Genomic DNA, 21,685 nt, shown 5'->3' with positions numbered 1-21,685 from the left:
TCTTCTGGATCCTTGATTGGTGTGCCGTTCTCATCAACAAAGTTAGTGAGTGGTGTCTTAACTGGAGGTGTTACCTGACGGTAAATGTTGGTCACATTGCCATCTTTGTCCGTCGTGGTCGACACAAGCTCATAACCTGAAAGTGGCTCATTTGGTTTAGAGCCCTCTTCTGGATCCTTGATTGGTGTGCCGTTCTCATCAACAAAGTTAGTGAGTGGTGTCTTAACTGGAGGTGTTACCTGACGGTAAATGTTGGTCACATTGCCATCTTTGTCCGTCGTGGTCGACACAATCTCGTAACCTGAAATTGGCTCATTTGGTTTAGATCCTGATTCTGATGGCTTGATTGCCGTGCCGTTCTCATCGACAAAGTTAGTTATCTTTGGTACATAAATATGAGTCATATTACCATCTGAATCTTTTTCTGTCCCTTTCAGGTAATAAGCGTCAAAGGTCTTAGGATTTAGGATCCCCTCTTCTGTCGGCGCCAATTCCTGTCCCTTATCGGTGATATAAGAGGTCTTCAATGGAGTCACCGTTGGCGTATAGGTCGTCTTAACAGTTGTGCCATTTTTATCCGCTGCTTGGACGTTGACCGACTCTGGAGTGCCAATAAAGTCTGGGTTCGGTTGGAAGGTGATAGTTCCTGTTTCCTTGTCAAGCGTGTAGGTACCAACTTGTTGGCCGTCCTTCATCGCCGGAACAGGTTGGTTAGTCGGATTACCTTGAGCGTCAAGAAGCGTAATACTGTCGGCGTTAATCGGTGCAACTGCATCACCTGCTGTGAACAAGACTTTAGCGTCAGTAGTTTGTGCCACACCTTGCTTGTCCTCAGTTATTGCTGGAGTCGCTGTTGGTGTTACCGGCGTTACCGTTGGCGTGTAGGTCGTCTTAACTGGCGTACCGTTCTTGTCCTGTGCCTTAACAGTAACTGGCTTAGCTACTCCTGTGAATTGTGGTTCTGGCGTGAAGTCGATTGTTCCATCTTCTTTAAGCGTGTAAGTGCCTTCACCTGGAACAACAATTTCCTTAACTTCTTCACCAGCTGCATTCACAAGCGTGATGGTACTGCTGTTAATCGGTGCAACTGCATCACCTGCTGTGAACAAGACTTTAGCGTCAGTATTTTGTGCCACACCTTGCTTGTCCTCAGTTGTTGCTGGAGTCGCTGTTGGTGTTACCGGCGTTACGGTTGGCGTGTAAATTGCAGTAGCTGGCGTACCGTTCTTATCTTTGACCTGAACGATAATTGCATCAGGTGTTCCAACAAAGCTTGGTTTTGGTTGGAAGGTTACCTGACCAGTCTTAGGATCAATGGTGTAGGTTCCAACTTCTTGACCATCTCTCAGGGCTGGCAACTGAGTTCGATCAGTCTCCTTGCCTGTTGTTGGATCAATAAATTTGGCCGGTTGCTTATCTGTGATGGTGATTGGTGCAGTCTTATCCCCTTCTTTGAAGATCAGATTAGAGGTCTGTGGTTGACCTTGAACATTTGTGGTATCTGAATCCTTACCAGTCGGGTTCACCGGTGTCACCGTTGGCGTGTAGGTCGTCTTAACAGTTGTGCCATTTTTATCCGCTGCTTGGACGTTGACCGACTCTGGAGTGCCAATAAAGTCTGGGTTCGGTTGGAAGGTGATATTTCCTGTTTCCTTATTAAGCGTGTAGGTACCAACTTGTTTGCCGTCCTTCATCGCCGGAACAGGTTGGTTAGTCGGATTACCTTGAGCGTCAAGAAGCGTAATACTGTCGTTGTTAATCGGTGCAACTGCATCACCTGCTGTGAATAAGACTTTAGCGTCAGTATTTTGTGCCACACCTTGCTTGTCCTCAGTTGTTGCCGGGGTTGCTTTTGGTGTTACTGGCGTTACGGTTGGCGTGTAAATCGCCTTGGCTGGCGTTCCGTTCTTATCAACACGTTTCACCTCGACACCTGTGCCTTTACCAGTGAAGGTTGAATCTGGTGTGAAGGTTACCGTACCATCTGGGGCAACTTTATAAGTTCCCTCACCTTGGATGGTCTTGGATGTTGTGCCATCTGTGAAGGTAGCTGGAACACTATCATCCATTGGAACCTTCTCATTTCCTGGGGTAAATGGAATCTTAGCTGACTGCGGTTTGCCTTGAGGAGCGGTGGTCTGTTTAGACTCTGCGCTTGGTGTAACCGGAGTTACCATTGGCGTGTAGGTCGTCTTAACCTCAGTACCATTTGTATCTTTTGCACGGATAATTGCTGGTTCTGGAGTACCGACGAAATCTGTATTTGGCTGGAAGGTGATGACGTTATTATTGTCGATAATATAAGTTCCGACTTGTTTACCATCTTTATCCAAAGCAGGAATCTCATCCTCAATCGCTCCATCTTTTCCAACTAGGAAGATGGAATCTGGATTAATTGAAGTTGTCGCACTGCCTGGAGTGAACAGTGCTGTGGCATCCGTTGTTTGTGGTTGACCTTGAATATCACTAGTCGTTGCAGGCTTGACTGTCGGGGTAACAGCAGTGACAGTCGGCGTGTAAATCGCAGTAGCTGGCGTACCGTTCTTATCTTTGACCTGAACGATAACTGCATCAGGTGTTCCAACAAAGCTTGGTTTTGGTTGGAAGGTTACCTGACCAGTCTTAGGATCAATGGTGTAGGTTCCAACTTCTTTATCATCTTTCAGGGCTGGCAACTGAGTCTGATCAGTCTCCTTGCCTGTTGTTGGATCAATAAATTTGGCCGGTTGCTTATCTGTGATGGTGATTGGTGCAGTCTTATCCCCTTCTTCGAAGATCAGATTAGAGGTCTGTGGTTGACCTTGAACATTTGTGGTATCTGAATCCTTACCAGTCGGGTTCACCGGAGTTACCGTTGGCGTATAGGTCGTCTTAACAGTTGTGCCATTTTTATCCGCTGCTTGGACGTTGACCGGCTCTGGAGTACCGACAAAGTCTGGGTTCGGTTGGAAGGTGATAGTTCCTGTTTCCTTATTAAGCGTGTAGGTACCAACTTGTTTGCCGTCCTTCATCGCTGGAACAGGTTGGTTAGTCGGATTACCTTGAGCATCAAGAAGCGTAATACTGTCGTTGTTAATCGGTGCAACTGCATCACCTGCTGTGAACAAGACTTTAGCGTCAGTATTTTGTGCCACACCTTGCTTGTCCTTAGTTGTTGCTGGTTCTGCTGTTGGTGTTACTGGCGTTACTGTTGGTGTGTACGTTGACTCGGCTGGGGTGCCGTTAACGTCCTTGGCTTGAACCTTAATCGGTTGAACTGGAACTTCTCCTATGTAGTCCTTATTTGGCTTGAATGTCACATCTCCAGTCAATGGATTCAGCTCAAATTCACCGATGACGTTACCAGTTGTGTCCTTAGCTGGAACTTTAGTCTCGTTAATTGGCTGATTCTTCTCATCCAAGAATTTGGCTGGCTGATCAGCGTCAATCTTCATCGGTACATCGGCGTGACCTGGGGTGAAGTCGAGTTTACGGCTTTGTTCTTGACCTTGTTTGCCTGTTGACGTTTCTGCCTCACCTGTCGGTTTCACTGGCGTTACGGTTGGCGTGTAAATCGCCTTGGCTGGCGTTCCGTTCTTATCAACACGTTTCACCTCGACACCTGTGCCTTTACCAGTGAAGGTTGAATCTGGTGTGAAAGTTACCGTACCATCTGGGGCAACTTCATAAGTTCCCTCACCTTGGATGGTCTTGGATGTTGTGCCATCTGTGAAGGTAGCTGGAACACTATCATCCATTGGAACCTTCTCATTTCCTGGGGTAAATGGAATCTTAGCTGACTGCGGTTTGCCTTGAGGAGCGGTGGTCTGTTTAGACTCTGCGCTTGGTGTAACCGGAGTTACCGTTGGCGTGTAGGTCGTCTTAACCTCAGTACCATTTGTATCTTTTGCACGGATAATTGCTGGTTCTGGGGTACCGACGAAATCTGCATTTGGCTGGAAGGTGATGACGTTATCATTGTCGATAATATAAGTTCCGACTTGTTTACCATCTTTATCCAAAGCAGGAATCTCATCCTCAATCGCTCCATCTTTTCCAACTAGGAAGATAGAATCTGGGTTAATTGAAGTTGTCGCACTACCTGGAGTGAACAGTGCTGCGGCATCCGTTTTTTGTGGTTGACCTTGAATATCACTAGTCGTTGCAGGCTTGACTGTCGGGGTAACAGCAGTGACAGTCGGCGTGTAAATTGCAGTAGCTGGCGTACCATTCTTATCTTTGACCTGAACGATAACTGCATCAGGTGTTCCAACAAAGCTTGGTTTTGGTTGGAAGGTTACCTGACCAGTCTTAGGATCAATGGTGTAGGTTCCAACTTCTTGATCATCTTTTAGGGCTGGCAACTGAGTCCGATCAGTCTCCTTGCCTGTTGTTGGATCAATAAATTTGGCCGGTTGCTTATCTGTGATAGTGATTGGTGCAGTCTTATCCCCTTCTTTGAAGATCAGATTAGAGGTCTGTGGTTGACCTTGAACATTTGTGGTATCTGAATCCTCACCTGTCGGTTTCACTGGCGTTACCGTTGGCGTGTAAGTTGACTCGGCTGGGGTGCCGTTAACGTCCTTGGCTTGAACCTTAATCGGTTGAACTGGAACTTCTCCTGTGTAGTCCTTATTTGGCTTGAAGGTCACATCTCCAGTCAATGGATTCAGCTCAAATTCACCGATGACGTTACCAGCTGTGTCCTTAGCTGGAACTGTAGTCTCGTTAATTGGCTGGTTCTCCTCATCCAAGAATTTGGCTGGCTGATCAGTGTCAATCTTCATCGGTACATCGGCGTGACCTGGGGTGAAGTCGAGTTTACGGCTTTGTTCTTGACCTTGTTTGCCTGTTGACGTTTCTGCCTCACCTGTCGGTTTCACTGGCGTTACCGTTGGCGTGTAAATCGCCTTGGCTGGCGTACCATTCTTATCTTTGACCTGAACGATAACTGCATCAGGTGTTCCAACAAAGCTTAGTTTTGGTTGGAAGGTTACCTGACCAGTCTTAGGATCAATGGTGTAGGTTCCAACTTCTTGACCATCTTTCAGGGCTGGCAACTGAGTCTGATCAGTCTCCTTGCCTGTTGTTGGATCAATAAATTTGGCCGGTTGCTTATCTGTGATAGTGATTGGTGCAGTCTTATCCCCTTCTTTGAAGATCAGATTAGAGGTCTGTGGTTGACCTTGAACATTTGTGGTATCTGAATCCTTACCAGTCGGTTTCACTGGCGTTACCGTTGGCGTGTAAATGTTAGTTGCTGTTTTAGTAGCTGTTGTTCCATCTGAACTTGTAACTGTTGCTGTAGCAATAACCTTAATACCTCTACCAGTACCTGTAAAGCTTGGCTCTGGGGTGAACGTTACCTGACCTGTTTTTGAATCAAGAGTATAAGTTCCTTCGTTTTCAATTTTTTGTCTAGTTACTCCACCCTCAAATGTATAATTTGTAATAGTAATATTCTCAGGACTAATTGGCCGATTATTATCGTCAACAATAGTTGCAACAAAGTTAGAAGGACTATTTTGTGCTACTCCTTGAACACCCGTTGTGTTAGCTGTCGTTCCTTTAACATTAAAGTCCTTAACCGTTGGGACATAGACTGAGTCCATGGATTTATTCACAGCGGTATGAGTACCATTATTTACGTTATCTTGTCCGTGATAATCCTTATCTGCCGTCCAACCACTGTTAAAACCATTTTTATCTGTCGCTCGAAGAACAATCCCTTTAGCTGTACCTGTGAAACTCGCTTCAGGAATAAAAGTGACAGTGCCATCTGCTTTTACTGTGTAGGTTCCTTGACCAGGTTCTTTCCAAGTGCTAACAAGTTGACCTGAAGGATTTACAATTTGAACAGCTACATTACTATTGATACTATTATCTGTCGTACCGTCAGAAATCAGTTTACCGTAAGCAGTAAAATTGACTTTGCTCTTCTGTTCCTGACCTCTTAATCCTTCTGTCTCTTTTCGTTCACCGATTGGTGGGAATCCTAAAGGAATTTGAAAATCTTCAACTTCTCCCGTCCCTGCTACACCTACTGGGGAACTAATCTCATCTGCTACACGCGAAATACGAATACGCGCACCTAATTTCGCTAAATTAGTATCTTTGATATCTGGCTTATTCCAAGACAATGTGTAGCTACCATTTTGATTAACCGTAACAATGTCAGACGCTTCATTCTCATCAAAAACACCATTATTGTTAAAGTCAATAAAACCACGTGTATAAGCTGTTTCACCATTGCCATTAGCAAGGATTGTTAAATTATATGTTTTTCCATGCCCATCAACTTGTGGCAAAGTAGTACGTCCAGTTAACTGCTGATTCCCCTCATCTCCGCCTACTAAGTCATCAGAATTCCATCCCATACCAGCCGAAATATCAACGTCTCCCGGAACAGTACCTAAGTACGGAGGATTAGGATTTTTTGTTTTGTTTATATAGTGGGTTGCAACGCCATAAGAATCAGGTGCATCTCCCATATCTGGAAGAATAAATCCAATGACAGCGTGTTGTGAACCTCGAGTATTGACATATGTCGTTATTGTTAAACCTTGTTCAGCTGTACCTGTCGTTGTTAGTATTGGAACAGAATTGCCATCAATATTGGTTCGCACAGGACCAAACACTTGAGTCCCCAAGCCTCCAGTCACCTTATCTGGATTAATCCACTTCTCAGCTTCTGCATAAGAGTAGTCTTTACTTCCTAAATAAACTGGATGATAAAAACCATTCCCTTGGTTTTCACTATAAAGTGTATTAGCTGTAATCGGTGCAAAGTTACCAGTTGCATAAGTTCCGTCATGCATTGCTAAATCAGGAGCAGTTGGATCCCCTTTTGCTACATCTGTTTTTACATTAGCAAAGAGCTTAAACGGTGTACCACTGGTTTTAAAAATCAGAACCTCTCGATCACCTTGTTCTTCACCATCTGCCACAACAACTGTAGGCGCTACTGGTTTACCGTTATATTTAGCAGTGATTTTTAAAGTAAAACCAATATTTGCACCATCAATTTCTGAGCCAAAAGCTGCCTTCTCATTACCTAAAACTCCTGCTACACGTAAGTGTGACCACTCCTCACTCGGTGTTTGAATAGACACTCCCACTGGTAGATTTGCAACTTTTTTTCCTTTATAATCACTCGCGTCTGGCCGCATAGTATTTGTTGCATTAATACGGAATGGCTTTAGCTCCACAACCTCTGCGGTAACTACATAACCCGGACCAATCTCATTAACATATTTAGTCCCAACTTTTAAAATTTCCTTACCTGGCTCAAGTGTTCCCTTATCTAAATTAGTAATCACAGCAGTTGGACTAGAAAAATCAATCCAGTTAATTGCTGATGCAAGAGAGGATATTGAAACTTCTTTACCCTCAGCATCTATAGCTGTTGCTTTCGTGACTTGCCCCCAGCGTTCTCGAGAATTTGATCCTGTTAATGTTGCATTATCCGTTGCATAAAAGGCACTAGACTCATTGGTCAAAGAATTATCAATGTTTGAATCGAATACTTCTTTGCGCACATCAAAGTTGACCAGATTGTTCTTGCCACCACGTTCCACAACTACAGCTGCCTTAGCAGTGTCTTGTTCATTAACCAAGCGGTAGTTCGCCAAAGCAGGCGCTGTTGCCATTTCGCTATTGACCACAACATTAAACTGAACAGGCTCTTCTTTGGGTTGAGTCGTCTGCTCACTGACAGAGTGGCTACGACTATAAACCACCTCACTGGTGTCCACATCTGTATAGGTGACTTTGTAGGTTGTCGCAGCAGTACGTACTATAACAGGCTCATTTGCCACTGTCTCTTCCGCTAGTGTTTCTAAATGAGACGCCTCGGTTGGTGCTCCAGTCTCAACGACTGCTTGCGTAGAATCCTCACTGATAGAAGCCGCTACTTCCGATGGCGATTCCGGCTCACTCGTCATTGTTGGCGCTTCAATCGCATTTGACTCCTCTGAGTTAAGTTGCCCTATCTGGTCTTGTGGCGTTACAATATCCGCACTAGAAGACACAGTAGCCAGGGTATCAGCCGATACGGTACCGCCAGCCATGAAAAAGGCCGCTACCGCAACGGAAGCTACCCCAACATTAAATTTACGAATTGAAAAGCGCAATCTTTTATCAGGCTGTTCTGATGAATTATGTCGCATAAATTCTCCCATATTTTTTATTTCATTTAAGGAATAGTATCCCACAATATAATACCCCCCCCCCGAGTTTTTGTCAAATATTTGATCTCAATAAAAATGTACCACACACATAAAGCGCAATTTCCTATTTGTAAACAATAGCCATCATTTATGCTACCAATCTAGTGCCTTTTCAGACTACGAATTGAAATGGGCAACTCGTATTTAAGCAGTTCTTATCCGCTGTTTTATACTATCTACACCAGACTTCAAATACTGTCATTGAAGAAACGTTATCACGACTATGGTGGTCTGTTGAAGAGCTGCCCCAGCCATTGTTGTCCAGCGAAGATTGAGTTTTAGACACCAATTGGTTCGGATATTTCTCATGATTCGCTGTTACTACCTCTAGGACGCTCATGAGATCTCACGGGATAAATCGCACCAAAAAGACAGCCATCTTTATGGGATGACTGTCTTTTTTAAATAACTTAAGACCGAAGTTGGGCCATCAAATAAAGGAAATAAGGAGCACCTAAACTAGCGACAATCAGCCCTGTGGGAATACCAGTGCCCACTAACAGAATTCGACCAATAGAATCAGCTACTAGTAAGAGCAACATGCCAAACATAAGGCTGGCAGGAAGAGACAGCCGATGATTGGCTCCTATCAGCCGTCGGCTGACATGACCTGAAACTAGGCCGACAAAGGTGACATTCCCGACCAAAACAACACTCAAGGCTGCGAGGCCTGTGGCTAAAACAAGCACCCTTAACCGTTCCTTAGGCACATCAAGCCCTAAAGCAAGAGCTGTTTGCTCATGTAAACTGAGCACATTGAGTTTATGGCTAAAATAATAAGTCAAACACCATAAGACTATGAGAAGAGGCACCATAACCGTTACGGTTCGCCAATTTCCCCCAGTTCCTCGGCCGCTCAGCCAATTGACAATAGCCTCGACCTTATACGGGTTAACATTGCCGACTATAGAAACCATCGTTCCAGAAATCATACTGCTTAACCCTACGCCTGTAATAATCAAACGAACAGGACTTAATCCTTGGTCTCCTTTTTTCGCAATATGGTAAACAATAACGATGACCAAACACCCTCCCAACATGGCTAACATTGGCATAAGGCGAATCATCCATCGGCTTTCTAAGGAAAAGTAAGCAATGACAATCGCCACCACGAGACCTGCCCCTGCATTGATCCCCAAAATTCCCGAATCTGCCAGAGGATTCCTCGTCAGGGTCTGTAAGAGGCTACCACTGAGGGCAAGAGATCCTCCAGCCACCATATAGGCCAAGATACGGGGCAGACGAATCCTCATAATAATCTGATAAACTTGCTGGCTCGCTTTGCCAGAAAAGACCCTTAGGACATCCGAAAAATCTGCTCCGCTATCCCCCAAAGACAAGGAAAAAATAAAACTAACAAAAAGTAGGATAGTCAGAATCCCAAAGAGCCACAAATGGTTTTTTGGTTTTATCATAACTGATCCCCCTTTCGGACCAGCCACAAGAAGCATGGCAAGCCGACAAGGCTAATAATTGCATTCAAAGGGGTCTCATAGGGAGGATTGTAGATACGACAAACCAGATCCACCCAAAGCATAAAGGTGGCACCACCAAACAGGGTTAAAGGGAGCAAGATGCGATAATCTTTGACCACAAAATGTTTGACAGCATGCGGTATAATCAGCCCTACAAAAGCAATTGCCCCAATCATAGCTACTCCAGCTGCAGATAAGAGCAAAGTGATCCCCAGTAGAACAACGGTCATAAGGTTAGTTCTCTGCCCCAAGGATTTGGCTATCGTTTCGTTAAAGCTAAGGATGGTTAACTGATGGGCGAAAAGTTGAGCAAGACTAAGCCCTACTATGATAATCGGTCCGATGATTCGAATCATCCCCCAATTAACACCGATCAGACCACCAGCCTGCCAACCAATCACTGCTGTCGATAATTTAAAGTAGATAGTGATCGCTTGGCCGATGGCTGAAAACAGCGAAGACACCATAGCGCCGGCTAAGAGCAGACGTAACTGGTTGTAACCTCTCCCAGGCACATAAGATAACCCATAAACCAAGGCACTCGAAAGGACAGAGCCTAACAGGCACAACAGCAATATCCCGCTATAATGCATGCTGCCAAAAAGCGCGTAACCAATTACCAATGCCAGTCCAGCCCCTGCGTTAATCCCTAAAAAACCTGGATCAGCGATAGGATTTCGGGTGATTCCTTGCATCATGAGACCAGCAGTGGCCATGGCCGCACCAACCAAAATGGCCGCCACCATTCTTGGCAGGCGCAGGTCGATGATAACATCCTGTAATTCGTTGGAGACCAAGGGCTGTCGTAAGACTGACCAAATCTCTGCATGGCTATAGCTCACTGCTCCAAAACGTAAGGATAGGTAAAAGCCAATGGTAAAAAGCACCAGCAGGACAAGAAAAAGTCGGATAGGCCCTTTGGCTTTAGAAGGATTGCTTTGGAAAGAAAGTCGAGACGGCACTAAATAGCCTGCTCTCGACTCGCTTTTTATCAGTGATTGATCAGCTTTAAAAGGATTAAACGTTCGGCTCATCTTATTTTACAGTTGCTAAAATAGCTTCTCTCAAGGTTTCTAATTCATATTCCAAGGACATAGGATCGTTGAAATAGAAGGCATTAGCATCTACACGGATCACATGACCGTTTTTAACGGCAGGAATGGCCTGCCAAACGTCGCTTTCATAAAGAGCAGTCCCTGTCTGATCGTCTTCTGCTGCGACCACCAGATAATCTCCAGCATAGTCGCCAACCACTTCTTGCGAAATCGCCAAATACCCAGGTCCAAAGACTTCATCAACGACCTTTTGAGGGGCTTTAAACCCTAAAGCTTGGTGGACAATCTCGCCACCTCTGCCCCAATTTTCTCCAAAGAGGTAGATTTCCTTCTCATAGAGCCCCATGATCGTAAAGGTCGAGTCTTCACCGATGGCTGCCTTGAGTTCCTCGGCAATTGCTTTGGTCTTAGTTTCCCAATCGCTTAACCACTTAGCAGAAGCCTCTTCCTGATCAAAGATTGCTCCAAAGTCTGTTACCAATTCAAGGTAACTTCTAGCGCCATAATCAATAGCAACAACAGGGGCAATCTCTGCCAGTTCTGATACATTTTCTTCGGTTGTCCCTACCACAATAAGGTCAGGCTCTAATGCTAAAATAGCTTCTAAATCAGTCGCCGCGACTTCCTTAGCTTGGGTCAGATGGTCCTTCAAAACAGGATTTTTCTTGTCGTAAGAGGTCACCCCAACCAAATTCAAGTCCAAATTCAAGAGATAACCTGTATAGGTTGACGACACAACAACGACTCGCTGAGGATTTGCAGGCACATCGCCGTAATAGGTAAACCCTTTGATTTCAGGCTTTTTCGACAAGGTAACTTGGGCTGTCGATACGTCCTTCGTTGGTTTTGCTTGACCACAAGCCACTAGACATAAACAGGAAAAAAATGTCACTACTAACATCAAATATTTTTTCATAAAAACTCCTTTTCTCTTTTCTTAAAAACTGTCCTTAGCAGTAAAGGTCTTGGCTAAACTGCTCATTATTGCTCATTCTCGTCTCAATCAACATCCATTTCCTTAACCCAAGTCAACCAAAGTTGTAAAAACGATTGATGAATGAGACGCAAGGCAACCATCCGTCACGCGCTGAGGCATGTTTCTCATTTTTCGATCATAACTTCAGGATTTGTCTAAGCGGTAGGTTAGCAGGATTGGACAATGGTGAATCGGATCTTGAACAATTTCAACCTCCACCTTAAATAGGTCTTTCAGGATTTCCTTGGTCATCACCTCAGCAACCTGCCCATGTAGTTTGATTTTTCCATCCTTCATGGCAATCAACCGGTCTGAATAACGGGCTGCTAAATTAAGATCATGCAACACCATGACAATCGTTTTTCCCATAGTTTGGTTTAAGTGCTTGAGCAGGTCTAAAACCTCCAATTGATGGTTCATATCCAAATAGGTGGTTGGTTCATCCAGAAAGATAATGTCGGTGTCCTGCGCCAATGCCATGGCAATCCAAACCCGCTGCCTTTGACCACCGGACAAACTATCCACATGAAGTTGAGAATAGCTCTTCGTCCCTGTTGCCTCTAGCGCCCAGTCAATCCGTTCGCGGTCAACATCCGTCAATCTCCCCAAACCTGACTGATGCGGAAAACGTCCATAAGATACCAGTTCGTAAACGGATATCCCTGCAGTGGCTTCTAAAACCTGAGGAAGCAGAGCCATTTTTTGAGCGACCAACTGCGTCGGCATCTCCGCAATGATTTGGCCATCTAAATAAACATGTCCTGCTCTAGCAGGTATGATGCGTGTCAAAGCCTTAAGCAAAGTAGACTTGCCACAACCATTTGCTCCAATGATGGTTGTGATTTTCCCATCCTCTATGGCTAGGGTTAAGTCTGATAAAATGTGCTGTTCGGCATAGGCAACTGTTAAGTTTTCTGATTGAATCCTTGACATCTTACCTCCTTGATCCGTTTCATATAAGATAGTCTATCCTTAGTTTAGCACATCTTTCGAAAAAAGAAAAGATAAAATTAAAGTTTTCAGATAATTTAATCAAAATAAAAACAGACAGGAAATCCTATCTGCTTCTTCTTAAATCAAGTCCTGCAAAGGCTTGAAGACAATACGTTCAATATCTGACAAATAGACCGATAATTGCTGTTGCTTAACCAAATAGTTTGACACGATTGCATTAGCTTCCAAACGCTGGCTCAACTCTTTCATCCGATCTTGCAAGTCTTGACTGGGCAGTTGTCCTGTCTGCATCAAGCCCTGTAATTCAGCCTGAAAGTCTGTGTATTCTTTGAACAGGGTTGCCGCTTCAGGATTCTGTTCAATTTCTTTTTTAGCACTGGCCACCGCTTCATATTCTGGCAACTTGCGAATGGCACGTTCCAAATGATTGGCTAAATCATAAATGTTTTCTGACATATTCCTCTCCTTTTCATTTAGTGGTCAATAAAGACCTGATAATCTGTTGCTGCCTCAATGATTTCCTTGGAGCGCAACTGGTCTGCCTGAGTCTTGAAGGTAATCTGTAAAATGCCATGGATATCTTCTCGGTTTTCTTCGTTGATGCGTAGATTCATTAGTGAAGTTCCTCTGAGCAATTCCATGATCTTAAGGATTTCATCTTCTTCATCAGGGATGTTGACATAGAGATCGTAGAAACTATCAACTCCACCACGCTTGTGAATTTCCATTTCTTTTCGGGTTGCTCTGCCCTGATCAAAAAAAGTCCATAAAGCGTCTTCGTTACCGGTTTTTAAAAGAGTTGCCACCTGGTCTAACCGCTCCTTGAAATCCTCAATCCGGTCTAACATCACCGCTTGATTAGTCAATAAGATACTCGTCCACATGCCGGGTTCTGCTTCTGCGATCCGCGTCATATCCCTGAAACCACCGGCTGCTAAGTGCTGAGTCAAGGCATACCTTTCTCGATAATCACCAGCCTGAAGCATCAGACTTGAGGCCAAAAGATGTGGGAAATGGCTCACCTGTCCCGTCACCCGATCGTGCTCGCTTGGATCCATCTGGATTAGGCGGACATGAAGTCCCTTGAGCAAATCGCCCAATTCTTCAATCGTATCAGGAGTCGTTAGGCGCGACGGGGTCAGAATGTAATAAGCATTTTCAAATAGGTTAACATCCGCTGCCTGAGCACCAGACTTATGGCTCCCTGCCATCGGATGACTCCCGATAAATCGGACCTTTGTCGGATCCAAGTAGCTGTCAGCCACATCAACAATGGCCTGCTTGGTTGAACCAGCATCTGTAATAAGGACATTAGGTTTGAGGTCCAGCTGAGCCAGTTCTTTAAGAAAGGCCATGGTTTGCTTGATCGGAACTGCCAAGATAATCACATCTGCTAAGGGAGCAAAACTCGCAAAATCATCTGTTACCTCATCTACCATCTGACGGTCAAGAGCGATCTTACGAGACTGTTCCCCGCGGTTATACCCTAAAAGGCGGTAATCCGGATGTCCTCGCCTGATGCCAAGGGCCATAGAAGCCCCTATCAAGCCCAACCCTGCAATATATACGGTCTTGCTCATGGTTAAAATTCTTTCGTGTAACGCCTATGGGCTTCAACGGCAGCTTTCAATTCCTCCAAATTATCCGAAGAAAATTTATCGAGGATTTCGGTTGCCAAGACAGTTGCCACAACAGATTCCATAACAACGGCAGCAGCTGGAACAGCCGTCGGATCTGAGCGTTCGACGGTTGCCTTATAGGGCTCATGGGTGGCAATATCGACACTCATTAAGGGCTTGTAAAGGGTTGGAATTGGCTTCATGACCCCACGAATGACCAGAGGTTGGCCATTGGTCATCCCACCTTCAAAACCACCTAGGTTATTGGTCCTTCTGGTATATCCTTCTGCTTCTGACCAGAGGATTTCATCCATCACCTGACTGCCCTTGAGGCTTCCTGCCTTAAAACCAACCCCGAATTCGACCCCCTTGAAGGCATTGATAGAAACCACCCCTTGGGCTAATTTAGCATCCAGCTTTTTATCCCATTGCACAAAGGACCCTAGACCGACTGGAACACCACCAACCACGCATTCGATAACACCGCCGATGGTGTCACCATCCTTTTTGATTTGGTCAATATAGGTCTTGATCGCGTCCTCGTGTTTGGAATTGACAATAGAGACCTCTGATTGACTGCTCAGTTCTTTAATTTGTCTAACCGTCAAACCGTCTGGTATTTCTACCTCAATCCCACCAAAGGTCACGATATGACTTGCAATTTCAACACCAATTTCTTCTAGGAGACGTTTCGCCACCGCACCAACAGCTACCCGCATGGTGGTTTCACGCGCTGATGAACGCTCTAGAGAATTTCGCAAATCATTGAAACGGTACTTGATTCCACCGACCAAATCTGCATGACCAGGCCTAGGCTTAGTGATTTTGCGCTTGGTTTTAAGGCGGTCCTCAATATCCTCAACCGCCATAATATCCAACCATTTTTCATGATCCTTGTTGGTAACATTCAGGGTAATCGGTCCTCCCATGGTCACTCCATGGCGAACCCCTGATGTGATCTCCACTTGGTCGCTCTCAATCTTCATCCGACCACCGCGCCCATAGCCCCCTTGACGGCGCTTTAATTCGACATTGATGTCAGCTGCGGTCAAAGGAAGACCTGCTGGTACTCCTTCAATGATGGCTGTCAATCGTGGGCCATGTGACTCTCCTGCTGTTAAATACCTCATTTACTTCACCAAATACTCTCTCATTTCATCCAGGCTAACCTCGTTGATAGCAGCCTTCCCCAATTCAGGCACAATCACTGTTTTAATCTTACTGCCGCGCGCCTTCTTATCGTGGGATAGGGCTTGATGAAGGGCCTCGACATTCCAAGGTTCATGGCTAACTGGTAGACCAAATTTTTGGCACATACGGCTAATTTGTTCTGTTATCCCCTCTGGCATCAAGCCTTTTTGTTCAGCGACACGAGATAGTTGGACCATCCCGATAGCGACCGCTTCTCCGTGCATGACCTGACCATAACCAGCGGTTTGTTCAATCGCATGGCCAATGGTATGACCAAAATTCAGATAAAGGCGGATGCCATTATCCAACTCGTCCTCTACAACATGCTGGCGTTTGACCTGACAGGAACGGTAGATAATCTGCTCTGCGTTTTGCAGAATTTCATCTGGACCATTCATCTTGGACAACATTTGCCACAGGGCAACATCAGCAATCAAGCCATACTTGATGACTTCACCCATGCCTTCGATCAATTCCCTACGACCAAGGGTGGCAAGGACATCTGGATCAATCAAGACACCATCTGGCTGGGCAAAAGTACCAACCATATTTTTAGCAAAAGGCGTGTTGACACCCGTCTTCCCACCAATCGATGAGTCTACCTGAGCTGTTAAACTGGTCGGAATTTGCAAGAAATGGATACCCCGCATGTAGGTTGAAGCCACAAAGCCAGCAAGGTCTCCGACAACCCCACCACCCAAAGCAATAATCCCGTCCGAACGGGTAAGTCCTTGATCAACTAAAAAGGCATACGCTTGATTAACCACTTCTAAGTTTTTCTGGGCTTCCCCCTCTGGAAAATCAAATACCGAAACTTCAAACCCTCTGGCTTCCAGACTTTTGACCACACGCTCCGCATAGAGGGAACCAACATGGTTATCCGTAATGATGGCAATCTTTTGGGGTTTCCAAAGCAAAGAGACCCATTGACCACACTGGTCCAGGCTACCTCTCTCAATGACAATATCATAGGGGTGTTGAGGGAGGTTAACAGATACTTTCATAGTCACTCCTTTTTCATTGTTTTGATGTTCTGATGTTTTTAGAGCAAACAGAGATGTTTCTGGAAAACCACCCCCTCTGCTAGAAGGTTTATAAGCTCTGACAAGTGTTATTTATTTTAGCCTAATATGCCTTTTATAGATGGACATACAAGACCAACCTATAGCAAGGTAAGGAGGTCTGGCCAAATGTCCTCGACCGGCATCGGCTGTCCGGTCCAGAGTTCAAAGGCAATCGCCGCCTGATGTAAAAGCATGCCTAAGCCATTAACAGCTATCAGGCCTTCTTTCTTGGCTCTAACTAGCAAGGGGGTTTCTAGCGGTCGGTAAATAATGTCTGCCACTAAGAGAGAAGCATCTAACGAACACCCCTCTGGTAAGGGATTGGACTGCCCATCCATTCCGACACTAGTCGCATTGACCAAGAGGGCTGACTGCTCAAGGCAGTTCTGCACAGCTATTTGGTCTTCTAAGGCAGAAAAGGTCAGCCTTATCCCAGTTTCTTTGGCAATCGAATCCAACTTATGTTTGGCCTTGTCAATAGAGGTTGAACGGGTAACAATATGGATTGCCTTAGCTCCATTCAATGCCGCTTGAGCAGCAATAGCCATGGCAGCACCACCTGCCCCTAACAAGGTCATTTCCTTGTCTTTAACGACAAAGTCTCCCAGACTAGCAAAAAAACCCAGCCCATCTGTATTATAGCCGACTAATTTTCCACCTTGATTGACCACGGTATTGACCGCACCAATCAAGGCTGCTTCTGGACTAAGCTCGTCTAAGTAGGGAAGGACTTTTTCCTTGTAGGGCATGGAGAGATTAATGCCAAACATATCATAACGCTTGATGTTCAAGACCGTCTCGGCAAGATCCTCTTCCTTGATCTCAAAGGCCAGATAAACCCCATTTACCCCCGTCTGCTCAAAGGCTTTATTGTGAATAAAAGGCGACAGGCTATGCTTGATGGGGTCAGCCACCACAGCAGCCAGTCGTGTATGACCGTCAATCCTCATTGAGGACCTCTCGGATCTTGACCATGTCTTTGAGTTGGACTTGACCTGGCGCACTTTGCTCATCCACACAGGCAAAGGTCCACGAAGATCCCGTCAAGAGCGCAGACAAGCGAGTCACTCTTCCTAGTTTACCCATGGACATGGTCGCAAAATTTTGCTCAGGATTCAGGCCCTTGAAACCTCGGGTGAAATTCATCAGGTCCAACACATCCTGTTCACGGTTCGGCATGACCGCTAATTTCACCATTTTAGGCGCAAGAGCTGTCAATTCTGACATGATTTCCATCAAGTTGTCTGGCGTCTCCTTGAAATTATGGTAACTGAGAACCAGATTAGAAGAATCTAACATTTGATCAAAGACAGACGGGTAAGAGAAATACTCAAAGTCCAAGTAGTCTGGTTCATACAAATGATTGATTTCCTTGATTAGGCCAACATATTCCTCATCAGAAAGCTCAATGCGGCCACCTTCTTTAACGGTGCGCAGGGTAAAAATCACCTCTCGCCCTGAAAATTTTTCAAAAATAGCTGGTGCTACCTGCAAAATCTCTTCCTTAGGCAAATAATCCGCCCGCCACTCAATCAGGTCAGCGTCTTGGTATTTGTCAACATCAAGAGCCAGCGCATCTTCCAATGACTCTGGCATAATCGGTACAACTATTTGCATCTTCTAAGCCCTAATGATAACTACCTTGAGGTAGTTACTGCTTTCATCTTTTTTATTGATTTGAAAATCATCAGGAAGACGGTAGGTCCCAAAATAGACCGGTTTTTGCTTCCCAAAGCCTTTTTCAATTTGTTGTTTAAATTTTTCTAGTGTCACATTACTTGCGTTGGTTGAGGCGATTATCGTTCCACCTTCTGCCAATAGGTCCAAACTTTGGGACACTAAGAGGTGGTAGTCTTTGGCTACCGAAAACGTTTGTTTCTTATTGCGTGCGAAACTAGGCGGATCCAGGATGATCAAGTCAAACCTCATCTGATGGCGCTTAGCGTACTTAAAATACTCAAACACATCCATGACCACAAATTGGTGGTCACTGACATCTAGCTGATTGGCTTCAAAATGAGCCCGAGATAAGTCTCGGCTACGTTTAGCCAAGTCAACCGAGGTCGTCGCTCTAGCTCCTCCCATCGCTGCAGCAACTGAAAAGGCTGCAGTATAAGAAAACATATTGAGAACAGATTTTCCACTGGCAAGGCCATCCACTAATAAACCTCTGATCTCGTGCTGATCCAGAAAGATTCCTGTCATCAAGCCATCATTCAAGAAAACGTCAAAGGCTACGCCATTTTCTTTAATGACCAATCGATCTATGCCTGCGGGTCCAAAAATCTGCCTGCTTTCAAACGCTAAACCTTGAAAACGGATCTTCTCATAGGCAGCCACAATATCTGGTAAGACTGCCCTTGCTGCTGTGATTATTTGGTCACGAAGGCTGTAAACGAACGAATTATACCAAGAAAAGACCAACTGCCCTTGGTAATAATCAACGGTCAAGCCACCAAAGCCATCACCATCCTGGTTAAATATCCGATAAGCTGTCGTATGTCCTGACTGATGGTATATCTGGCGCTTTTCCCAGGCTTTCAAAAATAGACTTTCAAAAAAGGATTGATCAATCGTAATGGGTTGCTTGCTAACCACCCATCCTATCCCCTTATGTTGTTTGGAAAAATAAGCCAGAGCTAAAAAGGTCCCATCCTTGTCATAAAGATGAGCCCAGCCATCCGTCAACTGCAGATCAGAAAAATGATTGCGATCCAAAAGGCAAATGCCATTACAAATCGCGCGTTTTGCCTCTGGATTAAGGGTCAGTTTCTTCATAAAACATATTATACCAAAATTTACATTTTTTCTCAAAGTGAAGGTTAGATTCCGGCAATTTTTAAAAATATGATATAATTGGAAGAAGACATTTGAAACATTTAGAAACTTATGGCTTAAGGAAACTACCATTAAAAAATGAAAAAATTGTTAACTCATCTTGTACGTATACTCCAAACGAGACTAGGCTTCGTGCTAGCGCTCGTTTTTCTAGTCTGGTTCAAAACCATGACGGCCTATCTACTAGACTTTAGTCTGGATACTGCTGGGATTTATCAGAACTTTCTTGCTCTGGTTAGCCCAATTGCAACCAGTCTCTTTTTCATCGGTCTAGCCCTCTATATAAAACCTACCAAACCCTTTTATATCACTGCCCTGATCCTCTATGGAATCATCTTTGCCTGGCTCTTTGCCAATGTGACCTACTACCGGGAGTTCTCCGATTTTATCACCGTTAATACCATTTTGGCATCTTCAAGTGTTTCTGCAGGACTTGGCGAAGCCTTTATCAAGCTCTTTCGCTTTCAGGACATCATCTACTTCTTTGACTTTATTTTATTGGCCTATCTAGCCATCAAGAAAAAGATCCGAATGGATCATCGTCCCTTCAATCCACGAGCCAGTTTTGCTGTCACAGCTCTTTCGACCATGGTCTTTTCTGCCAATCTCTTCTTGGCAGAGATTGACCGCCCTGAGCTATTGAGTAGAGGATTCTCTAGCACTTATATCGTTCGCAGTATCGGTCTGAATGCCTTTTTAGCTTACAGTGGCAATCAAACTTACAAGACCAGCAAGGATCGAGCCGGCGCCAGTGCCGAAGACATCGTTCCAATCCAGTCCTACGTCAGCGAACACTATGCCAAGCCTAACAGTGAGTATTACGGCATTGCCAAAGGTCGCAATGTCATCTACGTTCACTTGGAAAGTTTCCAGCAATTCTTGATTGACTACCATCTGGAAGTAGACGGGCAATCTCACGAAGTGACTCCTTTTCTAAACTCGCTCTACCATTCTGACACGACCCTGTCCTTTTCCAATTTTTTTAATCAGGTCAAGGCAGGTAAGACGTCTGATGCAGAAACCCTCTTAGAAACGGGTCTCTTTGGCCTGTCTCAAGGCTCATTCATGGTAACTTACGGCGGTACCAACACCCAGGACGCTGCCCCACGCATTCTCAATCAAACAGAAGGATATACTAGCGCTGTTTTTCACGGTAATAGTGGCAGCTTCTGGAACCGAAACCAGACCTATAAACAATGGGGCTATGATTATTTCTTTGATGCCTCCTATTTTTCAAAACAAACTGAGGATAATTCCTTCCAGTACGGTCTCAATGATAAAATCATGCTCAAAGATTCCATTCAGTACTTGGAACGCCTCCAGCAACCATTCTACGTTAAGTACATCACGGTCTCCAACCATTACCCTTACACGACTAGTCTAGTCGGTGATGAGGTCGGCTTTCCATTAGCCCAGACAGAGGACGAAACCATCAATGGTTACTTTGCAACTGCTAATTATCTAGATTCTGCAGTTGAGGCCTTTTTCAATTACTTGAAGGCTGCTGGTGTCTATGACAATTCCATTATCGTCCTTTACGGTGACCATTATGGCATCTCCAACTCTCGGAATCCAAATCTGGCCCCTCTCATCGGTAAAAACCCAGAAACCTGGTCCGCCTATGACAATGCCATGCTCCAGCGTGTCCCTTATATGATTGTCATTCCTGGCATGAACAAGGGCAAAATTATCGATACCTATTCAGGTCAAGTGGATGCTTTGCCAACCCTTCTCCATCTCTTAGGTATTGATGCCAGCAAGTATCTCCAAGTCGGTCAAGATATCCTCTCCCCTGACCATAATCAAGTGGTTGCTCTGAGAACCTCGGGACAATTTATCACGCCCAAATACACTAGCTACAGTGGTCGCACCTACTATAGTGACACAGGTGAAGAAATCACACTCCCAGATGAATCAACCACTGCAGAACTGCAAGTGGCTCGGGAGGCAGCTAACCTCCAACTTCAAACTAGCGATGCCATCCAGACCGGAGACCTGCTACGCTTCTATCAAGGAAGTGGTTTACAAGCGATTGACCTAGAGAAGATTTCTTATCAAAACTCTTTAGACCAGCAAATTGCCATTGAGCAATCCCTTGGTGATGCTTCAACCAGCATCTACAGTCAAAATGGTAAGAAAACGACCTTGTCGCTCTTTGAGGCTCCAAGCTATCGCGCCTTGCACCCTGAACCAACTGATGCAGAGCCCAAAGAATCTTCTTCAGATCCTTCAAGCTCAACGAATCCTTCAAGCACGACAGAGGAACAGGCGAACGTCACCACCGCTTCTCCCTAGCACCGATACTT

Annotated in this window: 13 protein-coding genes; 1 reads left to right on the top strand and 12 read right to left on the bottom strand. The window is 45.0% G+C overall.

The genetic code is table 11. From position 1 onward, the window contains the following. From HF992_RS08035 to HF992_RS07980, 12 genes are all read right to left on the bottom strand, one after another. Positions 1-8,147: YSIRK-type signal peptide-containing protein (locus HF992_RS08035; RefSeq protein ID WP_168549523.1), on the bottom strand; the 8,147-nt coding region annotated here is incomplete at its 3' end. A gap of 470 nt (positions 8,148-8,617) precedes the next feature. Then, positions 8,618-9,622, bottom strand: coding sequence for a FecCD family ABC transporter permease (locus tag HF992_RS08030; protein WP_168549522.1), 1,005 nt, complete (start codon positions 9,620-9,622; stop codon positions 8,618-8,620). Further along, the gene (locus tag HF992_RS08025; protein ID WP_168549521.1) at positions 9,619-10,716 is read right to left on the bottom strand and encodes a FecCD family ABC transporter permease; all 1,098 of its coding nucleotides are present in this window, start codon (positions 10,714-10,716) and stop codon (positions 9,619-9,621) included. Before HF992_RS08025 ends, HF992_RS08030 begins: the two co-directional genes overlap by 4 nt. A 1-nt stretch (position 10,717) precedes the next feature. After that, positions 10,718-11,653 carry an iron-hydroxamate ABC transporter substrate-binding protein gene (locus tag HF992_RS08020; protein WP_168549520.1) on the bottom strand — a complete coding sequence of 312 codons (936 nt, stop codon included), beginning with the start codon at positions 11,651-11,653 and terminating at the stop codon, positions 10,718-10,720. Positions 11,654-11,857: 204 nt separating this feature from the next. Further along, positions 11,858-12,646, bottom strand: coding sequence for an ABC transporter ATP-binding protein (locus HF992_RS08015; RefSeq protein WP_168549519.1), 789 nt, complete (start codon positions 12,644-12,646; stop codon positions 11,858-11,860). A 138-nt stretch (positions 12,647-12,784) separates the two neighbouring features. Next, the gene (locus HF992_RS08010; protein WP_168549518.1) at positions 12,785-13,123 is read right to left on the bottom strand and encodes a YlbF/YmcA family competence regulator; all 339 of its coding nucleotides are present in this window, start codon (positions 13,121-13,123) and stop codon (positions 12,785-12,787) included. 17 nt (positions 13,124-13,140) lie between these two features. Beyond that, positions 13,141-14,247 carry a prephenate dehydrogenase gene (locus tag HF992_RS08005; RefSeq protein WP_168549517.1) on the bottom strand — a complete coding sequence of 369 codons (1,107 nt, stop codon included), beginning with the start codon at positions 14,245-14,247 and terminating at the stop codon, positions 13,141-13,143. Between the two features lie 2 nt (positions 14,248-14,249). Further along, entirely contained in the window at positions 14,250-15,416 is a 1,167-nt protein-coding gene (aroC, locus tag HF992_RS08000; protein ID WP_168549516.1) for a chorismate synthase, read from the bottom strand. Beyond that, positions 15,417-16,481, bottom strand: coding sequence for a 3-dehydroquinate synthase (aroB, locus tag HF992_RS07995; RefSeq protein ID WP_168549515.1), 1,065 nt, complete (start codon positions 16,479-16,481; stop codon positions 15,417-15,419). A 158-nt stretch (positions 16,482-16,639) separates the two neighbouring features. Then, entirely contained in the window at positions 16,640-17,491 is an 852-nt protein-coding gene (locus HF992_RS07990) for a shikimate dehydrogenase (protein WP_168549514.1), read from the bottom strand. Beyond that, complete coding sequence (aroD, locus tag HF992_RS07985; protein ID WP_168549513.1) at positions 17,481-18,158, bottom strand: type I 3-dehydroquinate dehydratase; 678 nt, start codon at positions 18,156-18,158, stop codon at positions 17,481-17,483. The genes HF992_RS07990 and aroD overlap by 11 nt, the downstream gene beginning before the upstream one ends. A 3-nt stretch (positions 18,159-18,161) precedes the next feature. Beyond that, entirely contained in the window at positions 18,162-19,319 is a 1,158-nt protein-coding gene (locus HF992_RS07980; RefSeq protein WP_168549512.1) for a class I SAM-dependent rRNA methyltransferase, read from the bottom strand. A gap of 138 nt (positions 19,320-19,457) precedes the next feature. On the opposite strand from HF992_RS07980, the gene HF992_RS07975 reads away from it, so the two are divergent. Then, positions 19,458-21,674 (top strand): LTA synthase family protein, encoded by a 2,217-nt coding sequence (locus HF992_RS07975; protein WP_168549511.1) that lies wholly within the window; start codon positions 19,458-19,460, stop codon positions 21,672-21,674. Positions 21,675-21,685: the final 11 nt, after the last annotated feature.

The organism is Streptococcus ovuberis, from assembly GCF_012396585.1.
In the GTDB taxonomy this organism is placed as follows: domain Bacteria; phylum Bacillota; class Bacilli; order Lactobacillales; family Streptococcaceae; genus Streptococcus; species Streptococcus ovuberis.
The sequence above is the reverse complement of the archived record's forward strand: the minus strand, read 5'-3'. Positions and strand labels throughout refer to the sequence as shown.